Origin of the sequence: Actinomyces haliotis, from assembly GCF_015355765.1 — a bacterium.
GTDB lineage: Bacteria > Actinomycetota > Actinomycetes > Actinomycetales > Actinomycetaceae > Actinomyces > Actinomyces haliotis.
The window spans coordinates 103,684-122,503 of record NZ_JACWNA010000001.1 but is presented as its reverse complement, the minus strand read 5'-3'; the positions used below and the strand labels follow the sequence as shown (position 1 = coordinate 122,503).

General features: G+C 73.1%; 14 protein-coding genes and 1 tRNA gene. 11 read left to right on the top strand and 4 right to left on the bottom strand.

Features of this window, described 5'->3' with window-relative positions; genetic code table 11:
• The first annotated feature begins 3 nt into the window (after positions 1–3).
• The 4 genes from IXW69_RS00455 (at position 4) to IXW69_RS00440 (ending at position 4,783) form a co-directional block, all read left to right on the top strand.
• The gene (locus IXW69_RS00455) at positions 4–1,362 is read left to right on the top strand and encodes a hemolysin family protein (RefSeq protein WP_194784427.1); all 1,359 of its coding nucleotides are present in this window, start codon (positions 4–6) and stop codon (positions 1,360–1,362) included.
• Positions 1,359–2,570, top strand: a complete 1,212-nt coding sequence (locus IXW69_RS00450; protein ID WP_194784426.1) for a hemolysin family protein — start codon at positions 1,359–1,361, stop codon at positions 2,568–2,570. Before IXW69_RS00455 ends, IXW69_RS00450 begins: the two co-directional genes overlap by 4 nt.
• 214 nt (positions 2,571–2,784) lie before the next feature.
• Positions 2,785–3,867, top strand: coding sequence for a peptidoglycan DD-metalloendopeptidase family protein (locus IXW69_RS00445; protein ID WP_323745088.1), 1,083 nt, complete (start codon positions 2,785–2,787; stop codon positions 3,865–3,867).
• A gap of 118 nt (positions 3,868–3,985) precedes the next feature.
• Positions 3,986–4,783 carry a glycerophosphodiester phosphodiesterase family protein gene (locus tag IXW69_RS00440; protein ID WP_194784425.1) on the top strand — a complete coding sequence of 266 codons (798 nt, stop codon included), beginning with the start codon at positions 3,986–3,988 and terminating at the stop codon, positions 4,781–4,783.
• A 129-nt stretch (positions 4,784–4,912) separates the two neighbouring features.
• Here the strand turns inward: IXW69_RS00440 and IXW69_RS00435 are convergent.
• The 3 genes from IXW69_RS00435 to IXW69_RS00425 all read right to left on the bottom strand — a co-directional run bounded on the left by IXW69_RS00435 (position 4,913) and on the right by IXW69_RS00425 (position 6,835).
• Positions 4,913–4,988: transfer RNA gene (locus IXW69_RS00435), tRNA-Arg, on the bottom strand.
• Between the two features lie 67 nt (positions 4,989–5,055).
• Positions 5,056–5,388 carry a helix-turn-helix domain-containing protein gene (locus IXW69_RS00430; protein WP_194784424.1) on the bottom strand — a complete coding sequence of 111 codons (333 nt, stop codon included), beginning with the start codon at positions 5,386–5,388 and terminating at the stop codon, positions 5,056–5,058.
• A 79-nt stretch (positions 5,389–5,467) separates the two neighbouring features.
• Positions 5,468–6,835, bottom strand: a complete 1,368-nt coding sequence (locus IXW69_RS00425; protein ID WP_323745087.1) for an Nramp family divalent metal transporter — start codon at positions 6,833–6,835, stop codon at positions 5,468–5,470.
• Positions 6,836–6,975: 140 nt separating this feature from the next.
• On the opposite strand from IXW69_RS00425, the gene argS reads away from it, so the two are divergent.
• The 4 genes from argS to thrB all read left to right on the top strand — a co-directional run bounded on the left by argS (position 6,976) and on the right by thrB (position 12,606).
• Positions 6,976–8,658, top strand: a complete 1,683-nt coding sequence (gene argS, locus IXW69_RS00420) for an arginine--tRNA ligase (RefSeq protein ID WP_194784423.1) — start codon at positions 6,976–6,978, stop codon at positions 8,656–8,658.
• A 2-nt stretch (positions 8,659–8,660) separates the two neighbouring features.
• Complete coding sequence (gene lysA / locus IXW69_RS00415; protein WP_228524394.1) at positions 8,661–10,142, top strand: diaminopimelate decarboxylase; 1,482 nt, start codon at positions 8,661–8,663, stop codon at positions 10,140–10,142.
• Positions 10,143–10,387: 245 nt separating this feature from the next.
• Complete coding sequence (locus IXW69_RS00410) at positions 10,388–11,695, top strand: homoserine dehydrogenase (protein WP_323745086.1); 1,308 nt, start codon at positions 10,388–10,390, stop codon at positions 11,693–11,695.
• A 2-nt stretch (positions 11,696–11,697) separates the two neighbouring features.
• Positions 11,698–12,606, top strand: coding sequence for a homoserine kinase (gene thrB, locus IXW69_RS00405; protein ID WP_194784420.1), 909 nt, complete (start codon positions 11,698–11,700; stop codon positions 12,604–12,606).
• Between the two features lie 122 nt (positions 12,607–12,728).
• Here the strand turns inward: thrB and IXW69_RS00400 are convergent, their stop codons facing one another.
• Positions 12,729–14,111 (bottom strand): PAS domain-containing protein, encoded by a 1,383-nt coding sequence (locus IXW69_RS00400; protein ID WP_194784419.1) that lies wholly within the window; start codon positions 14,109–14,111, stop codon positions 12,729–12,731.
• A 232-nt stretch (positions 14,112–14,343) separates the two neighbouring features.
• Between IXW69_RS00400 and IXW69_RS00395 the strand changes: the two genes are divergently transcribed.
• The 3 genes from IXW69_RS00395 to rho all read left to right on the top strand — a co-directional run bounded on the left by IXW69_RS00395 (position 14,344) and on the right by rho (position 18,817).
• On the top strand, positions 14,344–15,525 hold the full coding sequence (locus tag IXW69_RS00395) for a CE1758 family FMN-dependent luciferase-like monooxygenase (RefSeq protein WP_228524392.1): 1,182 nt from the start codon (positions 14,344–14,346) through the stop codon (positions 15,523–15,525).
• A complete protein-coding gene (locus IXW69_RS00390; protein ID WP_194784418.1) occupies positions 15,525–16,352 on the top strand; it encodes a CE1759 family FMN reductase in 828 nt (275 codons plus the stop codon). Before IXW69_RS00395 ends, IXW69_RS00390 begins: the two co-directional genes overlap by 1 nt.
• A gap of 377 nt (positions 16,353–16,729) precedes the next feature.
• The gene (rho, locus tag IXW69_RS00385) at positions 16,730–18,817 is read left to right on the top strand and encodes a transcription termination factor Rho (RefSeq protein ID WP_194784417.1); all 2,088 of its coding nucleotides are present in this window, start codon (positions 16,730–16,732) and stop codon (positions 18,815–18,817) included.
• Positions 18,818–18,820 lie beyond the last annotated feature (3 nt).

Genomic DNA, 18,820 nt, shown 5'->3' with positions numbered 1-18,820 from the left:
CGCGTGAGTGACTGGCTCATGATCCTCGTCGGCGTGCTCCTCACCGCCGGCACCGCCGTCTTCGTCGCCGCCGAGTTCTCCCTCGTCGCGCTCGACCCCTCCACGGTCGAGACCCGCGCCGCCAACGGGGAGAAGCGCGCCGTCACCGTCCGAGGCGCCCTCGGGCGCCTGTCCACCCTGCTCTCCGGGGCCCAGGTCGGCATCACGCTCACGACGATCCTCCTCGGCTACACGATGCAGGACTCCCTCGCCGAGCTGCTCACGCAGGCCCTGGGCCACTGGATGGCCGAGTCGCTCGCCGCCGGGATCGCCGTGGCTGTCGCCCTCGTCGTCGTCAACGCCTTCTCCATGGTGTTCGGCGAGCTCATCCCGAAGAACATCACCCTCACCGACCCCATGCGGGCGGCCGGGCTCGTCACACCCTTCCTCTCTGCGTTCACCACGGTCCTCAAGCCCGTCATCGCGGTGCTCAACGGCGCCGCCAACCGCGTCCTGCACCGCCTGGGCATCGAGCCCGCTGAGGAGATCAGCGGCACCCGCTCCGCCGGCGAGCTCGCCGCCCTCGTCCGCCACAGCGCCGAGGAGGGCACCCTCGACGTCTCCACCGCCACGCTCCTCACCCGCTCCATCGGCGTCGGCAGCCTCACCGCGGTCGACGTCATGACCGACCGCGGTCGCCTCCACGCCCTCGCGGAGGGTGACACCGCCGACGTCGTCGTCACCCTCGCGCGAGAGACCGGGCACTCCCGCTTCCCCGTCTTCGGCGACGACGTCGACGACGTCCTCGGAGTCGTGCACCTGCGCCGTGCCATCGCCGTGCCCTTCGAGAAGAGGAGCCAGGTGCCTGTCACCTCCTCCTCCCTCATGACCGAGGCTCCCCGGGTCCCCGAGACCATGCCGCTCGCCTCCCTCCTCGTCGAGCTGCGCGCCGCCGGCAGCCAGATGGCGATCGTCGTCGACGAGTACGGAGGCACCACCGGCGTCGTCACCCTCGAGGACGCCGTCGAGGAGATCGTCGGCGACGTCGCCGACGAGCACGACCGGCGTCGCGCCGGCGCCCACCTCGAGCCCTCCGGCGACTGGGTCGCTCCGGGCTGGATGCGCCCCGACGAGCTCGCCACCCGCGCGGGGATCCATGTCCCCGACGACGGCCCGTACGAGACGCTTGCCGGTCTCGTCATGACTGAGCTCGGTCGCATCCCGCAGCTGGGCGACCGGGTGACCGCGGGGGAGGCTGAGCTCCTCGTCGACGCCATGGAAGGGCGCCGCGTCACCCGCCTACGCGTCATCCCGATCATCGACGCGCAGCCCGACGACGCCGCGGACCGCCAGGGCCGTCGGACGGGGGAGGAGCACCGATGAGCACCCCCCTCGCCCTCGTCATCGCCCTCCTGCTCCTTGCCGGCAACGGCTTCTTCACCGGAGCCGAGTTCGCCATCACCTCAGCGCGCCGCGCCCAGCTCGAGCCCCTCGCGGGCGCCGGCGACCGCCGGGCGGCCACCGCCCTGTGGGCCCTCGAGCACGTCTCCCTCATGCTGGCCACCTGCCAGCTGGGCGTCACCCTGTGCTCGACCGGACTCGGCATCGTCGCGGAGCCCGCCCTCGCCCACGTCCTCGAGGACCCGCTCGCGCGCGCGGGCGTCGAGGGCGCCGGCGTCCACGCCGTCGCCGTCGTCCTCGCCCTCGTCATCGTCGTCTTCCTCCACGTCGTCACCGGTGAGATGGTGCCGAAGAACCTCTCGATCGCCTCCCCGGAGCGGGCCGCGCGGATCCTCGCGCCCGCGATCGTCGGCGTGTCGCACGTCTTCGGACCCGTCGTCACCGGGCTCAACGCCTTCGCGAACTGGATTGTGCGGATCATGGGCCTCGAGCCCAAGGACGAGCTCGCCGCGACCTTCAACGCGGAGGAGGTCGCCTCGATCGTCGAGCGCTCGACCTCCGAGGGGGTCCTCGACGACGACACTGGCCTGCTCTCCGGGGCCCTCGAGTTCTCCGAGGAGACCGCGGGCAGCGTCATGGTGCCGCTCTCCGAGCTGGTGGTCCTCGAGGAGGGCTGCACGCCCGAGGACGTCGAGCGCGCCGTCGCGTCGACCGGCTTCTCCCGCTTCCCCCTCGTCGCGCCGCGCGCGGCGGCGCCCGCGCGCTCCGGCGCGCACGCGATGGGAGAGCCGACGTTCGGCGACCTCGCCGTCCTCGCCGCGGGTCCGCTGCGAGCACCCGCCGACGACGGGACGCCAGCGGAGGGGGAGCCGGGCGCCGTCGGCCGCACGGTCACCGGGTACCTCCACCTCAAGGACGTCCTCTACGCGGACGCCGAGCGGGACCTCTCCGTGCGTGAGAGCCCCGTCCCGTCGTGGCGCTCGCGCGCTCTCGTGCCGGTCCACGAGGCCGACGAGGTCGAGGACGTGCTCGTCGCCATGCAGCGCACCGGCGCCCACCTGGGTCGCGTCGAGGACTCGGCCGGTCGGATGGTCGGCGTCGTGTTCCTCGAGGACATCCTCGAGGAGCTCGTCGGCGAGGTGAACGACGCGATGCAGCGCGAGGAGTACCAGCGCCGCGACCGCGACTGAGCGCGGGACCGGCCGGGCTCCACAGGGCCCGGTGCGCGACGTGCGCGTCCCCAGCCTCCGCTGCTGTGACGCCGATCCTGGCGGGGACGAGCAGCAAGCCGTTATCGTTCTGGGACGTTCGGTCAGCGCGCCACCCCGCCGTCGGGGAGACCGCGCCGCGTCCCACCCCAGGCGCCCGACGGAGCGACCACACGCGGGGGAGGAGGACCACCCCGTGAGCGAGCAGCACCCCGCAGCCGAGCGGCCCATGACTCGCCGTGAGCGACGCGACGCCGAGCGCGCCGCGGAACGTACCTCGGCGCCTGCCGCTACCGACCAGCCGGCCCCCTCCGCGACGCCGACCGTGCCCGTCGCGCCTGCCTCCGTCCAGGCCTCGGCCACCAACCCGGCCGTGCCCGAGCAGGGGCACGACGCCGGTCCCGGCACCCCCCTCCGAGCGCCCGTGCCCGGCGGCATCGACTCCCTCCTCGGAGCCCGCACCCCGCTGGGGGTCGGGGCGCGCCTCGCCGTCCTCGTCGTCCTCGCGGCCGTCACCGTCATCGCGCCGCTCAGCACCACGACGGCGGCGCTCCCCGAGGGTGGCCGTGCCGATCTCGCCTCCGCCACCTCGAGCACCGCCGCGACCTCGACCGCCACCCCGAGCGTCCTGCCGTCCTCCGTCGCCGCCGCCGTCCTCGGCTCGGACGCTGACGTCGACGACTTCGCGGGAGACGACTCCCTGTCCAACGTGCCCGACGCCGCCACGCTCGCGCGGATCCGCGAGGCCTACGCCAACGCGGCCGACACCTGCGCCGCCCAGTCCTCCGGGGCCTCCGGCGACACCGCCGCCTTCTCGAGCAAGCCGCAGGTCCTCATGCCCATGGTCAAGGGCACCTACACGGTCTCCTCGCCCTACGGCTACCGCATCCACCCGACCCTCGGCGTCCCCAAGCTCCACGCCGGGCAGGACTTCTCCGCCGCCGTCGGCACCCCGATCTACGCGGCCGCCGCGGGCACCGTCGTTGAGGCCGGCATGGTGGACGGCACCGGCACGGTCACCATCGAGCACAGGATCGACGGGAAGACCTGGTACACGAGCTATCTCCACATGTTCGAGGACGGGATTTACGTCAAGAAGGGGGACAAGGTCGAGGCCGGCCAGCTCATCGCCGGAGTCGGCTCCACCGGTCGCTCGACCGGACCGCACCTCCACCTCGAGGTCCGCACCAAGAACGACGCGGCCGACGAGTCCACGGTCGACCCCGCCCTGTGGCTCACGGACCAGCACGCGGCCGAGCTCTCCACCGACTGCTCCTGAGCCGGCTGGCCCTGCCGGGGCGCCGGTGCACGGAGCCCTGCGCAACCGGGGAAGCCGGGCGGGCCCTCGCCGCGAGCGCTACGGTGGGCGCGCACGCCCGTCGTCCACGAGGAGGACCATGAGCCGTACCGAGAACGCCACGGGGGAGCGCGCCGGGAGGCACGCAGCACGGCCCGTTCGCACCTGCCAGGTCATCGCCCACCGCGGGGGAGCCGCCGAGGCCCCCGAGAACACCTGGGCCGCCGTCGAGCACACGGCCGGGCTCGGCCTCGCCTGGATGGAGACCGACCTGCGGGTCACCGCCGACCGGGTCGTCGTCCTCTCCCACGACCCCGGGCTCGCCCGTACAACCGGGGAGGACGTCCTCATCCGGGACCTCAGCTGGGACGAGCTCCAGGAGCGCGACGCCGGCGACGGCCAACCCTACGTGCGCCTCGACGACGCCCTCCACGCCTTCCCGGACCTCGGCCTCAACGTCGACCTCAAGGAGGCGGCCGTCGTCCAGCCCGCGCTGCAGGCCGTCCGGGCCGCAGGCGCCCTGGAGCGGATCCGGTTCGCCTCCTTCTCCGCCCGGCGCCTCGCCGTCCTCCGACGTCAGGAGCCCCATGCGACGACCTCCGTCGGGCTGGTCGACGTCGCCGGCCTCCTGCTGCTCGCCGAGGCGGCCGTGCCCCTGCCGCACACGCGCTACGGGTGGACCAACGGGCACGTCGACGCCATCCAGGTGCCCGTGAGCTGGCGCGGCGTGCCCGTCGTCACGCCCAGGCTCGTCGCCGTGGCGCACTCGGCCGGCATCGATGTCCACGTGTGGACCGTCGACGACCCCGAGGAGATGCGCCGGCTCGAGGCGATGCACGTCGACGCCGTCATCACCGACGTGCCGAGCCTCGCGCTCGAGGTGCTGCACCGGGTCTGACCGCTGCGGAGGAGCCGGACGTGCCCGTGGCGTGCGAGATCGCGGGCGCCGCGCGGGCGCGTGCCCTCCTCGCCGTGCGAACCGGAGACGGAGAGAACGCCCGCCGTCGCGACGGCGGGCGTTCCTTGCTGGTGCCCCGGACAGGATTCGAACCTGCGACCTTCTGCTCCGGAGGCAGACGCTCTATCCACTGAGCTACCGGGGCCCGGAGAGGGACTCTACCAGCGCGCCGCGCTCCTGCGAAAACGGCACGGCAGGTCGTGCCCGGCGCCCTACTGAGCGGTGATGGTCGTGGGGACGGACTCGGCGGCCAGGGCGCGCTGGGCGGTCCCCGCGGCGACCATGAGGAGGACTCCCATCGGGTTGCGCGTCTCCTCGACGATCGTGATGACGCCGCTCGCCCGCCCCTGCTCGACGCAGGCCGCCGTCAGCTCGTCGAGACGTGCGCCGAGCGTGAAGATCTCCGCACTCACCCCGTCTGGTACCGGTGCGAGCCCGTGCTCCCACCGGCTCACGGTCTGCTGCTTGACGTCGAGGAGCTCGGCGAGCGCGGCCTGGTTGAGACCGAGCGCCAGTCGGGCGGCGTGGAACTCAGTGCTGTTCATGGTCGGAAGCCTGGCACGAGTAGATGCCTCGCGCGCGCTCGCTGCGCGTCGGGTGCCGCAGGAAGCGGTGGAGGTTCGCTCAGCCCCGGCCGGTCAGCGTCAGCCACACCAGCGCGAGGTTGAGCGCGATGATGAGGCCCGCGACCGTGCGCGAGGCCACCCGCAGCGCGACGCCGTCGCGCCACGGTCCCATGACGTGCTCCGAGGCCGTCAGTCGGATGAGCGGAACGAGCGCGAACGGGATCCCGAACGACAGGACCACCTGGCTCACGACCAGCGCCCGCGTCGGCTCCGCACCGGCCGCGAGCACGAGGAGCGCCGGGACGAGTGTGACGAGCCGCTGGGCGAGGACCGGCACCCGGACGCGGAGGAGCCCGTTCAGGATCTCCGCTCCCGCGTAGGCGCCCACCGACGTCGACGCCAGTCCCGAGGCGAGCAGACCGACGGCGAAGACGACGCCGACCGCTGGACCCAGCGTGGTGCTGATCGCGGCGTGCGCGCCCTCGATCGTGTCCGTGCCGACCGCGCCCGAGAGCGCCGACGCCGCCAGCAGCAGGAGGGCGACGTTGACGACCCCCGCCAGGCCGAGAGCCCAGACGACGTCGATCCGCGTGCCGCGCAGACGCCTCGCGGTGCGGATGGCCTCCGTCCTGTTCTGTGCGGAGGGGACGGGGGAGCGGGTGGTGCCGACTGGGGCGTCGTCGGCGCGCGGGGCGCCGTCGTGGTCGCGCACGAGGGAGGAGTGCAGGTAGATCGCGTGCGGCATGACCGTCGCACCGAGCATCGAGGCCGCGACGAGCAGCGCGCCGGGCCCCTCGAGCCGCGGCCTCAGCCCTCCGATGACGGAGCCCCAGTCCGGGGGTGCCGCGAGGAGCCCGCCGACGAAGCCGACGGTGATGACGACGAGCAGGGCGATGACGAGGCCCTCGAAGAGACGCTGGCCGCGGTGCTCCTGGAGGGCGAGGAGGGCGACCGAGACGGCCCCGATGAGGAGACCGCCCGTGATCAGCGGCAGGCCGAGGAGGAGGTGGAGCGCCACCGCACCGCCCACGACCTCCGCGAGGTCCGTCGCCACGGCGACGAGCTCCGCCTGCGCCAGGTAGGCGAGCCGGGCACCTCGTCCCATCCGGTCGCGGAGCACCTCGGGCAGGGACCGCCCGGTGACGACACCGAGCTTGGCGCTCTGGTACTGGACGACCATCGCCATGAGGTTCGCGGCCACGAGGACCCAGGTGAGCGTGTAGCCGTAGCGGGCGCCGGCGGTGATGTTGGCGGCGACGTTCCCGGGGTCCACGTAGGCGACGGCGGCGACGAAGGCCGGCCCCAGCAGGGTGAGCAGGTGGAGCCAGCGCGGGTGGGCGTCCGGCCGGTCGCCGTCGGGCAGCGGGCCGGGGCGCGAGGCCTCGGCGGAGGGCGACTCCATGGAGTCGCCGGCAGTGACGGTCACGGCTCTCCCTCCTCCCGTGACGAGCTCGCCGGCTGGGGCGACGGCAAAGTTTCGGATACCCGAAACCTTAGCGCGGTGCGGCCCGGGACGGCTATCGGATGGCGGAAGCCCGGTTCCCGGGCCTCCGCTACCCTGAGCGCGTGACCCCAGAAGAGCTCGCCGAAGCGATCCGCACCGTCCTCGTCGCCGCCGTCGGCGACGGCAGCCTCAACCTCCCGGTCGAGGAGGTGCCGCTGCCCAAGGTCGAGCGACCCCGCAACCGCGACCACGGCGACTGGGCCACCAACGTCGCCATGCAGCTCGCCAAGAAGGCCGGGACCAGCCCCCGCGCCCTCGGCGAGCTCCTCGCCGAGCGCCTCGGCGCCGTCGACGGCATCGACTCCGTCGAGGTCGCCGGCCCCGGCTTCCTCAACGTCCGTCTCTCCGCCGGCGCCGCCGGCGAGCTCGTCCGCACGATCCTCGAGGCCGGCGACGCCTACGGCACCAACGACTCCCTCGCCGGGAACCACGTCAACCTGGAGTACGTCTCCGCGAACCCCACCGGTCCCGTCCACCTCGGCGGCGCCCGCTGGGCAGCCGTCGGAGACTCCCTCGCCCGCATCCTCAGCGCCTGCGGCGCGACGGTCACCCGCGAGTACTACTTCAACGACCACGGCACCCAGATCGACCGCTTCGCCCGCTCCCTCCTCGCGGCCGCCCGCCACCAGGAGACCCCCGAGGACGGCTACGGCGGCGCGTACATCGGCGAGATCGCGCGGACCGTCACCGACGACGAGCTCGCCGCCGGCCGCCCCGACCCCGCCACCCTCCCCGACGAGGAGGCCACCGAGGTCTTCCGCGCCCGCGGCGTCGACCTCATGTTCGACTCCATCAAGCGTGAGCTCCACGAGTTCCACTCCGACTTCGACGTCTTCTTCCACGAGGACTCCCTCCACGAGTCCGGCGCCGTCACGGCCGCCATCGACCGCCTCCGCGAGCGCGGCATGATCATGGAGAAGGACGGAGCCACCTGGCTGCGCACCACCGACTTCGGCGACGACAAGGACCGCGTCCTCATCAAGTCCGACGGCGACGCCGCCTACTTCGCCGCCGACGTCGCCTACTACCTCAACAAGCGCCAGCGCGGCGCCGACTGCGCCATCTACCTCCTCGGCGCGGACCACCACGGCTACATCGGCCGCATGATGGCCATGTGCGCCGCCTTCGGCGACGAGCCCGGCGTCAACATGCAGATCCTCATCGGCCAGCTCGTCAACCTCGTCAAGGACGGCCAGCCCGTGCGCATGTCCAAGCGCGCCGGCACGATCGTCACCCTCGAGGACCTCGTCGACGCCGTCGGCGTGGACGCCGCCCGCTACGCGCTCACCCGCTCCTCGATGGACTCGATGATCGACATCGACCTCGACCTGCTGGCCTCCTCGACCAACGACAACCCCGTCTACTACGTCCAGTACGCCCACGCGCGCACCCGGAACGTGGCCCGCAACGCCGCTGAGCACGGCGTCGAGCGCGACGGCTCCATCGCCTTCGACCCCGCCGCCCTCGACGACCCGGCCGACTCCGCGCTCCTCGGCGTCCTCGCCCAGTACCCGGCACTCGTCGCCCAGGCCGCCCAGATGCGCGAGCAGCACCGCGTCGCCCGCTACCTCGAGCAGCTCGCGAGCGCCTACCACACCTGGTACGCCGCCACCCGCGTCACCCCGCGCGGCGACGACCCGGTCGACGCCGGGCACGTCGCCCGCCTCTGGCTCAACGACGCCGTCAGCCAGGTCCTCGCCAACGGCCTCGGCCTCCTCGGCGTCTCCGCCCCGGAGCGCATGTGAGCATGGCGGTCCCCACCGGCGAGCCGCCCCTCGGGGCCCTGCTCGCCCCCGAGCCCGACGAGCGCCCCGACCTGTGGCCCTCGACGCTGCGCCGCGGAGACGACGGCGCCCTCGTCGTCGGAGGCCGGAGCCTCACGGAGATCCTCGACGCTGCTCCTACGCCGGTCTTCGTCCTCGACGAGGCCGACCTGCGCGGTCGCGCCGCGACCTGGGCCTCGGCCATGTTCGAGGAGTTCTGGCCCGACTACGGCATGGCAGGCGGCGACGCCTACTACGCCGGCAAGGCCTTCCTCACCACGCGGGTCGCTCGCGACGTCCTCGCCGAGGGCATGGGCATCGACACCGCGAGCCGGGTCGAGCTCGCCGTCGGCCTGCGCGCCCTCGACCAGCTCAGCGGCGGCGACGGCGCCGAGGCGGAGGGTCTCGACCCCGCCCACGCCACCCGGCTCGGCCTGCACGGCAACGGCAAGACCGAGGCCGAGATCCGCACGGCGCTCGCCCACCGCGTCGGGCACCTCGTGCTCGACTCGGCCGACGAGGTCGCCCTCGCCGCCTCCGCCGTGCGCAGCCTGCGAGAGGTGGGCGAGTACGCGCCCGATGAGACCGGCCAGGTGATGGTCCGCCTCACCACCGGCATCCACGCCGGCGGGCACGAGTACATCTCCACCGCCCACGAGGACCAGAAGTTCGGGATCTCCGTGGCGAGCGGCACCGCGCTCGCGGTCTGCCGCGCCGTCGTCGACGCCCCCGAGCTCGAGCTCCACGGCCTCCACTCCCACATCGGCTCCCAGATCATGGACCTCGCCGGGTTCCGCAAGGCCGTCGGCGTCGTCCTGCGCCTGCGCCACGAGGTGGCCGCGAGCACGGGATGGCTCTGCCCCGAGATCGACCTCGGCGGCGGCTACGGCATCGCCTACACCGGTGCCGACCCCGTCCCGCCCTCGCCCCAGCACGTGGCGCGCACGCTCGCCGACGCCGTCCGCTCCGTCTGCGCCGAGCTCGGCGACGCCGTCCCGCACGTCTCCATCGAGCCCGGACGCAGCGTCGTCGGCCCCACGACCATCACCCTCTACACGGTGACCGGTCTCAAGACCGTCGAGCTGGGGGAGGGGGCGAGCCGACTCTACGTGAGCGTCGACGGCGGCATGAGCGACAACATCCGCCCCGCCCTCTACGACGCGGCCTACACGGCCCTCGTCGCCAACCACCGCCCTGACCCCGCGGTCGAGCCCGTCCGGGCGCGCGTCGTCGGCAAGCACTGCGAGAGCGGCGACGTCGTCGTCCGCGACGTCGACCTGCCCGCCGACCTCGCCGTCGGCGACGTCCTCGCCGTCCCCGCGACCGGTGCCTACGGACGCTCCATGGCGAGCAACTACAACCTCTTCACCCGTCCTGGCGTCGCTTGGGTCTCCGGCGGCGAGCAGGGCTGGCTCATCCGGCCCGAGACGATCGACGACCTCCTCCGGCTCGAGGGCGAGGAGTAGGCGCCCCGAGCGCGATCCAGGTTCCGAGTCAGCCCGTTCGGCGCGGGACAGCCCGCCGAGCGGGCGTCCTCGCGCCAGACGGGCTGACTCGTGCTCGGGAGCGCCGGGTACGAGTGCGGCGAGGGACGGGCGTCTGACTGGCGGGCCCGCCCCGTGCGCGCCGCACCCGCCCGCCTATGCTGAGCGCGCTCGATCCCCCACAGGGCCGCGCCTCGCGACCCGCGTCATCCGGAAGGTGGTCCGCCGTGACCGACTCCGACCAGCCCGTCCTCAAGGTCGGCGTCCTCGGCGCCGGCACCGTCGGCACCCAGGTCATCCGCCTCCTCCTCGAGCAGTCCGAGGAGTTCACCGCCCGCTCCGGCGCCCGCCTCGAGATCACCGGCGTCGCGGTGCGCAACGTGGCCGCGCCCCGTGACGAGTCCGTCCCGCGCGAGCTCCTCACCGACGACGCCACCGCCGTCGCCACCTCCAACGCCCTCGTCATCGAGCTCATCGGCGGCATCGAGCCCGCCCGCACCCTCATCCTCGCCGCCTTCAAGGCCGGTGCCAGCGTCATCACCGGCAACAAGGCCCTCATCGCCGCCTACGGTCCCGAGCTCTACGCCGCCGCGGCCGCCGCCGACGTCGACTTCTACTACGAGGCCGCTGTCGCCGGCGCCATCCCCGTCGTCTACGCGCTGCGCGAGTCCATGGCAGGCGACCGGGTCACGAGCGTCCTCGGCATCGTCAACGGCACCACGAACTACATCCTCGACGAGATGAGCATCAAGGGCCTGTCCTTCGACGAGGCCCTCGCCACCGCCCAGGAGCTCGGCTACGCCGAGGCCGACCCCACCGCCGACGTCGACGGCCTCGACGCCGCCGCGAAGTGCGCCATCATCGCCTCCCTCGCGTTCCACACCCGCGTCGGCCTCGACGATGTCACCGTCGAGGGCATCCGATCCGTCACCGCCGAGGACATCCGCGAGGCCCACGCCTCCGGCTGCGAGATCAAGCTCCTCGCCATCGCCCAGCGCCGTGAGGACGCCCACGCCCGTGGCATCTCCGTGCGCGTTCACCCCGCCCTGGTCCCCGCTCACCACCCGCTCGCCTCGGTCCACGGCGCCTTCAACGCCGTCCTCATCGAGGCCGAGTCCGCCGGGCGCCTCATGTTCTACGGCCAGGGCGCGGGCGGCGCCCCCACCGCCTCCGCCGTGCTCTCCGACGTCGTCGCGGCCGCCGCGCACCGCGTCAACGGAGGCCAGGCGCCCCGCGAGTCCTCCTACGCCGAGCTCCCCGTGCTCGGGCCGGAGGCCGCCGTCACCCGCTACCAGGTCCAGCTCCGCGTCGACGACCAGCCCGGTTCCCTCGCGACCGTCGCCGGCGTCTTCGCCGCCAACGGCGTCTCCATCGACTCGGTGCGGCAGTCCGCCTACGTGGGCGCCGCCGAGGCCACGGTCACGATCGTCACCCACCCCGCCAGCATCTTCCACCTCGACGCCGCCGTCGACGCGCTCCGCGACGAGGACCGCGTCCTCGACGTGCTCTCCATCCAGAAGGTCGAGGGGGAGTGAGCGTGCGCCTCGTACACGACGCCGCGGCCGTCCGCGTCCCCGCGACGACCGCCAACATGGGGCCGGGCTTCGACTCCCTCGGCATGGCCTTCCGCTACTACGACGAGGTCACCGTCCGCGCCGTCGCCGGTACCACGCACGTCACCGTCGAGGGCGTGGGAGAGGGGCGGGTCCCCACCGACGACCGCAACCTCGTCGTCAAGGCGCTGCGCGCCGGTCTCGACGCTGTCGGCGCCCCGCAGGCCGGGCTCGAGATGCACTGCCTCAACCGGATCCCGCACGGCGGCGGCATGGGGTCCTCGGCGTCCGCGGCCGTCTCCGGCCTCCTGCTCGCGCGCGGCCTTATCGACGAACCCGAGGCGCTCGACGGCGCGACCCTCTTCCGCATCGCCACCGAGTTCGAGGGGCACCCGGACAACGTCGCCCCCGCCGTCTACGGCGGCGCCACCGTCGCCTGGACCGACGCCGACGGCACTCCGCACTGCGCGCCGATGCCCGTGGACGGGAACCTGCCCGTCAGCCTCCTCGTGCCGCCGTCGACGACGCGCCTGTCAACGAAGGAGGCCCGCAAGGTCCTCCCGGACTCGGTCCCGCGCGCCGACGCGCTGTTCAACACCTCCCGCGCCGCCGTCCTCATGCTCGCCCTCAACGGGCGCCCGGACCTCCTCATGGCGGGGACCGAGGACCGGCTCCACCAGTCGTACCGCCGCACCGTGCTGCCGGACTCGATGGCCGTCATGGACTCCCTGCGCGAGCAGGACTACCCAGCGGTCATCTCCGGCGCCGGACCGACCGTCCTCGTCCTCGCCGCGCTCTCGGAGCAGACCCGCTTCACGCTGGAGCGCCACGGCTGGACCGTGCTTCGGCCCGGCATCGACCTCGAGGGCGCGCGGCTCGTCGCCGCCGCCTGAACCAGGCTTGTGCGGGTGGGCTGGAACGTCCGCCTCGACGCGCTGGACGCGCCCCGCCGGTCCCTCGACCGGCGAGGCGTCCAGCGTGCTCACGTCCCGGGCAGGACGCTCGTCCGGTGTTCTCAGGCTGTGACGGGCTCTCCGCGCAGGGCCAGGAGCGACTCGCGCAGGCCCGCCTCGTCGGAGGCGACGTCGACGGACCGGCACTGCTCGGCCAGCGTTCCGAGGCGCTCGAGGAGCTCGTCGGTCGAGGAGACGGTGCGCTCCGCCGCCCGGGAGAGCGCGGCGGCGCGCTCGGGAAGACCAGCGACGTCCGACCCGCCGCCGGCGGTCCACAGCGAGAGGAGCTGACGTGGGATCTCCAGGACCCGTCGCGTCTCCTCGATCGTCGTCGCCGTGAGGGCGGCGATCCGCGTGTGCTCCCGGGCCTGCTCGCCGAGGCGGACGACGCCGTCATCGAGCGCGCTCGTGAGGAGATCGACGTCCTCGAGGGCCTCGCGCGCCTCGTCGGGCGAGGCGTCCGCGCCGCCGTCGAGGAGCTCGACGAGGAAGGTCGCCGTCATCGTGGCGTGAAGGCGCGCGAGAGCCACCCGGAAGCGCGTGCGGCCGACGTTGCGCTCGAGGTCCGTGAGGGAGCCCTGGAGACGTGTGACGTTGGCGCGCACGATCGACTGCATCTGCAGCCACAGGTCGAGCGGCTGAGCGAGCGGTGCGACCCGATCGTCCGAGCGGTCGAGCGCGGCGACGGCCTCGGGCGTGAGCGCCGGGTCCTCGACGGAGCGCGCGAGGCGCCGGCTCGCCCGGCGCAGGTCGTGGGCGAGGCCGGCGAGCTCGTCCTGCTGCGCCATGCGCGTCTCGAGCGCGCGACTCACCGCCGTGACGGCCTCCAGCCTCGAGGCCAGCGGACCGGACGCGCCCGGGCGGGCCGGGAAGCCTGCGCTCAGCTCCTCGCGGCGGGCGACCTCGGCGGGCAGGACCGTGTTCTGGAAGTTCTCGTAGTCCTCGATCCCCTCACCGGCGAGGAGCTCCAGGATCCGGCCGGCGCCGTCGAGCGCGGCGTCGCGACGTGTGGCGCCGGCAGCGAGGCGCTCGTCCTCGAGGGCGCGGGCGTCCGCGTAGACGGCCGTCGCCGTGCCGTAGAGCTCCTCGACGACGGGCCTGGTCCGCACGGAGAGGTAGCCGCCGCCCGGCAGGGGTGTGACCGTGGCGAGGACGTCGTACTCGGAGCCGTTGGCGGCCAGGTTGCGGACGTAGGCGGCGAAAGGAGCCCCTTCTTCGAGGGTGTCCCACATGGCCCGGAAGGCGCCGCCGGGCATCACGGGGTGCCGGATGATGTTGTGCGGCGCTCCGCCGAGCTGCTCGCGCTCGTAGTGCGACAGGCGCACGAAGACGTCGTTGGAGCGCTCGATGACGCCGCGCGAGTCCGTCGTCGAGAAGAAGAGCTCGTCGACGCCGACCTCGTGGACGGCGCCGCTGGGCGCGGGCTTGGGAGCGGTGGGGGCCATGGTTCCTACTGGGTCTTCTGGTGCGATCTTCAGTTCCTGGCCTGCGCCAGCCTAACGACGGTGGGCGGGTGGTCCCGGGTGAAGAGGCGGGTGGTTGACCGGATCGCGACCTTTGGCGACGGCGCCTCAGGGTGCTTCTGGCCGATGACGGTGTGTTGCGGCTCTCGCGGGAATAGTTCAATGCTCAAGCAGTTTGGACGTACAGTATGTCCAGCACCGAGAAAGGTTCCCTATGAGCACCGTCGCCCCCACCCCTGAGCGGCACAAGATGCACTTCGGCATCTTCACCGTCGGCGACATCACCGCCGACCCCGCCACCGGCAAGCCGCCGAGCGAGCACCAGCGCATCAAGAACACCGTCGAGATGGCGGTCGCCGCCGAGCAGCTCGGCCTCGACTTCTTCGCGACCGGCGAGCACCACAACCCGCCCTTCGCCCCCACGAGCCCCATCGCGCTGCTCAGCAACATCGCCGCCCGGACCGACAGGCTCCTCCTGTCCACCTCGACGACGCTCATCACGACGAACGACCCGGTGCGCCTCGCCGAGGAGTACGCCTACCTCCAGCACCTCGCCGACGGCCGCCTCGACCTCATGATGGGGCGCGGCAACACCGGCCCCGTCTACCCCTGGTTCGGCAAGGACATCCGCAAGGGCATCGAGCTCGCCGTCGAGAACTACGACCTGCTGCGCACCCTGTGGACCGAGACGAACGTCGACTGGTCCGGCGAGTTCCGCACCCCGCTCAGCGACTTCACCTCGATGCCCCGCCCGCTCGACGGCGTCGCGCCCTTCGTCTGGCACGGCTCCATCCGCAGCCCCCAGATCGCCGAGCAGGCCGCTTATTACGGCGACGGCTTCTTCCACAACAACATCTTCTGGCCCGCCGACCACGTCAAGCGCATGATCAACCTGTACCGCCAGCGCTTCGAGCACTACGGGCACGGCCGCGCCGACGAGGCGATCGTGGGCCTCGGCGGTCAGGTCTTCATGGCCTCCTCCGAGCGCGAGGCGATCGACCGCTACGAGCCGTACTTCCGCAACACCTACGTCTACCAGGGCGCCTCCCTCGAGGAGATGACGGAGCACACGCCGCTGACCGTCGGCACCCCGGAGCAGGTCACTGAGAAATACTTGAAGTACGCCACCCTGGTCGGCGACTACCAGCGCCAGGCCTTCGTCCTCGACATGGGCGGCGTCCCGCACGCCGAGGTCATGCGCCAGCTCGAGCTCCTCGGCACCGAGGTCGTCCCGGCCCTGCGCGCCGCGCTCGAGGGCTCCCGCCCCGAGGGCGTCCCGGACGCCCCGCTGCACCCGCGCCACCTCGCCACGCTGACGGGCGCCGAGCCGCCCGCCGAGGAGCCCTTCGCCCTCGCCGAGTCCTACGACCCGCTCACCGGAAGGAGGGTCCGCTGATGACCGCCCCCGACCAGAGGCGCAACCCGCTCTCCGCCATCTCCGACTTCGACCCGGACGCCCAGGCCGCCGGCGCCGAGGCCGTCTCCCCGGTCGCCACGGGCGTGCCCGGCACCGCCGTCGCCGCGGGCAGCCCCGACGCTCCCGCGGCGGAGTACGGGGACAGCGTCGACGCCTACGACCACACCCAGATGGGGCGCTTCGCCCACATCGTCGCCCTGCACGCCGGCATCGGCACGCCCTCGACCTCGGCCATGCTCGCTGAGCGCCTAGGCGAGGCGACGCGCGCCGCCCTCGAGAAGGACTCCCGGGTCGCGAGCGTCAAGGTGGTCGCCCTGCGGCCCCTCGTGAGCGACATCGCCTCCGCGAGCGTCGGCGGAGCCATCAGCCCCGAGCTGCAGGACGTCATCGACGACCTCGCCGCCGCCGACGGCGTCATCGCCGTGAGCCCGGTCTTCCAGTCCTCCTACACGGGGCTCTTCAAGTCCTTCATCGACGTCCTGCCCGACGGGACCCTGCGCGGCGCCCCGGTCCTCATGGGCGCCACCGCCGGGACCGCCCGCCACAGCCTCGTCACCGAGATGGCCATGCGTCCGCTCTTCGCCTACCTCAAGGCGATCCCGACCTCCCTCGCCGTCTTCGCGGCCAGCGAGGACTTCGGGGCCAGCTGGGCGGACTCGGACTCGCACACCGCTCCGCTCGCCGAGCGCATCGAGCGCGCCGGCGGCGAGCTCGCCCAGTACGTCGAGCGCTTCCCGCGCCACGCGCCGGTCGACGCGATGAGCGACTTCACGCCGCTCGACGACCTTCTCAAGCGCCGGCACTGACAGCCCGACGGGCGGGTGAGCGTCCGCTGCCGTCGGGCCCGGGACGGGGCCCCGTCCCGGGCCCGACGGCGTCGTCGTGGACTCGGGCCGTGGGGCGTCGCCGCACCGCACGCGGGCCGGTGCGGGACCGCGTGAGCCCGGGCCTTCGTCACAGTGACGGACCGTGCGGGAACGGCCGGGCGCGGGGCTGGTACTGTGTCGGCAACGGCCCTGCGGATCGCACCGCACCGCCTCGCACCTCGGACCCTTCCGGTGGCCCAGCCCCGGCGTCCGGTGGCGCACGACTCCTCCCCGTGACCCGCTCCGGGACAGTCCCACCTGTTGCACGCCGCCTCCACCCGCGAGCCGGACCGCAGCACCCACACGTAAGGACACTCGTGACCGAGACCTCCAGCGACAAGCCCGCGCTGTCCACCATGCGCCTGGCCGAGCTCCAGCAGCTCGCCTCCTCCATGGGCCTCAAGGGCACCTCCCGGATGCGCAAGAGCGAGCTCGTCGCCGCCATCCGCGGCGAGGGCGCCGACGCGGCTCCCTCCGCCTCCCACTCATCCCCGACGGCCGAGCCGAGCGCAGCCCGTCAGGACGTCCCGGCTCAGACCGTGCCGGAGGGCGCCCCCGAGAGCCAGGAGTCGCCCCGCGCTCGCCGTCGTCGTGCCACCGCCGTGGCGGGCGCCCCCGAGCACCACGAGGCCGAGGCCCCGCAGGCGGGGCGCGACCGCGACGACCGGCAGGGTGACGAGTCCGCCCCCCAGGACCAGCAGGCGTCCCGGCGCAGCCGCCGTGAGCGCGGCGAGCGCGGTCAGGACGTCCAGCGGGGAGACAACCAGCGCGAGGGCTCGCGCCGTGGCCGCCGTCGGGCCGAGTCCGAGACCGGTGAGGCGCCCGCCCGCCGCTACGACCGCGACGACCAGCAGGGACCCGACTCGCCCGAGGACCACCTCGACGCCAAGGCCGCGCTCATGCGGGACCTCGCCGACGCCACCGGCACCGCCGCCGTCGAGCCCTCCGAGCGCAAGCGCCGCGACCGGGACCGCGACCGCGGCAACGGCGGCAACGGCAACGACGAGCGCGGCGGGCGCGACTCCGACGGCGACTCCTGGGACGACGAGGGCCGTGGCGGTCGCCGTCGTCGCGGACGCAAGCGCCGCGACCGGGACCGCGACCGCAACAACGGCGGCAACAGCAACAGCAACGGCAACGACCAGAACGACTCCGGCCAGGGCTCGCGCGGCAACCGCGACGACGACGTCCTCCTGCCCGTCGCCGGGATCCTCGACGTCGCCGACAAGCAGCACGCCTACCTGCGCACCTCCGGCTACCTGCCCGGAGCGAAGGACGTCTACGTCAACGCCCAGCAGATGAAGGACGCGGGCCTGCGCCCCGGCGACGCCGTCACCGGCTGGGTCCGCGAGGGCGGCGAGACCTCCAACCCCGGCGGCAACCAGGGCGGCCGCTCCGGCCGGCGCCAGAACCGGCAGAACCGCCAGAAGTACAACCCGCTCGTCTCCATCGAGACCGTCAACGGCATGGACCCGGAGCGCTCCAAGAGGCGCCCCGAGTTCGCCAAGCTGACCCCGCTCTACCCGCAGGAGCAGCTCCGGCTCGAGACGACCCCCAAGGCCCTCACGCCCCGCGTCATCGACCTCGTGGCGCCGATCGGCAAGGGGCAGCGCGGCCTCATCGTCTCCCCGCCGAAGGCCGGAAAGACGATCGTGCTGCAGCAGATCGCCAACGCGATCAGCGTCAACAACCCCGAGGCCCACCTCATGGTCGTGCTCGTCGACGAGCGTCCTGAGGAGGTCACCGACATGCAGCGCACGGTCAAGGGCGAGGTCATCGCCTCGACCTTCGACCGCCCCGCCTCGGACCACACGACGGTCGCCGAGCTCGCCATCGAGCGGGCCAAGCGCCTCGTCGAGCTCGGGCAGGACGTCGTCGTTCTCCTCGACTCCATCACCCGCCTGGGCCGCGCCTACAACCTCGCCGCCCCCGCGAGCGGCCGCATCCTGTCCGGTGGTGTCGACGCCAGCGCCCTCTACCCGCCCAAGCGCTTCTTCGGCGCCGCCCGCAACATCGAGAACGGCGGATCCCTTACCATCCTCGCGACCGCCCTGGTGGAGACCGGCTCGAAGATGGACGAGGTCATCTTCGAGGAGTTCAAGGGCACCGGAAACATGGAGCTGCGCCTGTCCCGCCAGCTCGCCGAGAAGCGCATCTTCCCGGCTGTCGACGTCGCCGCCTCCTCCACGCGCCGCGAGGAGCTCCTCATCAACCCGGCCCAGCTCAAGATCATGTGGCGCCTGCGCCGCCTCTTCGCCGGGCTGGACCAGCAGGCGGCCCTCGAGCTCGTCATCGGCAAGCTCAAGGAGACGCAGTCGAACGCCGAGTTCCTCATGACGATCTCGCGGACGACGCCGGAGGGCACGTCGCTGGCCGACGCCGACGACGACGCCAACCTCGCCTGACCC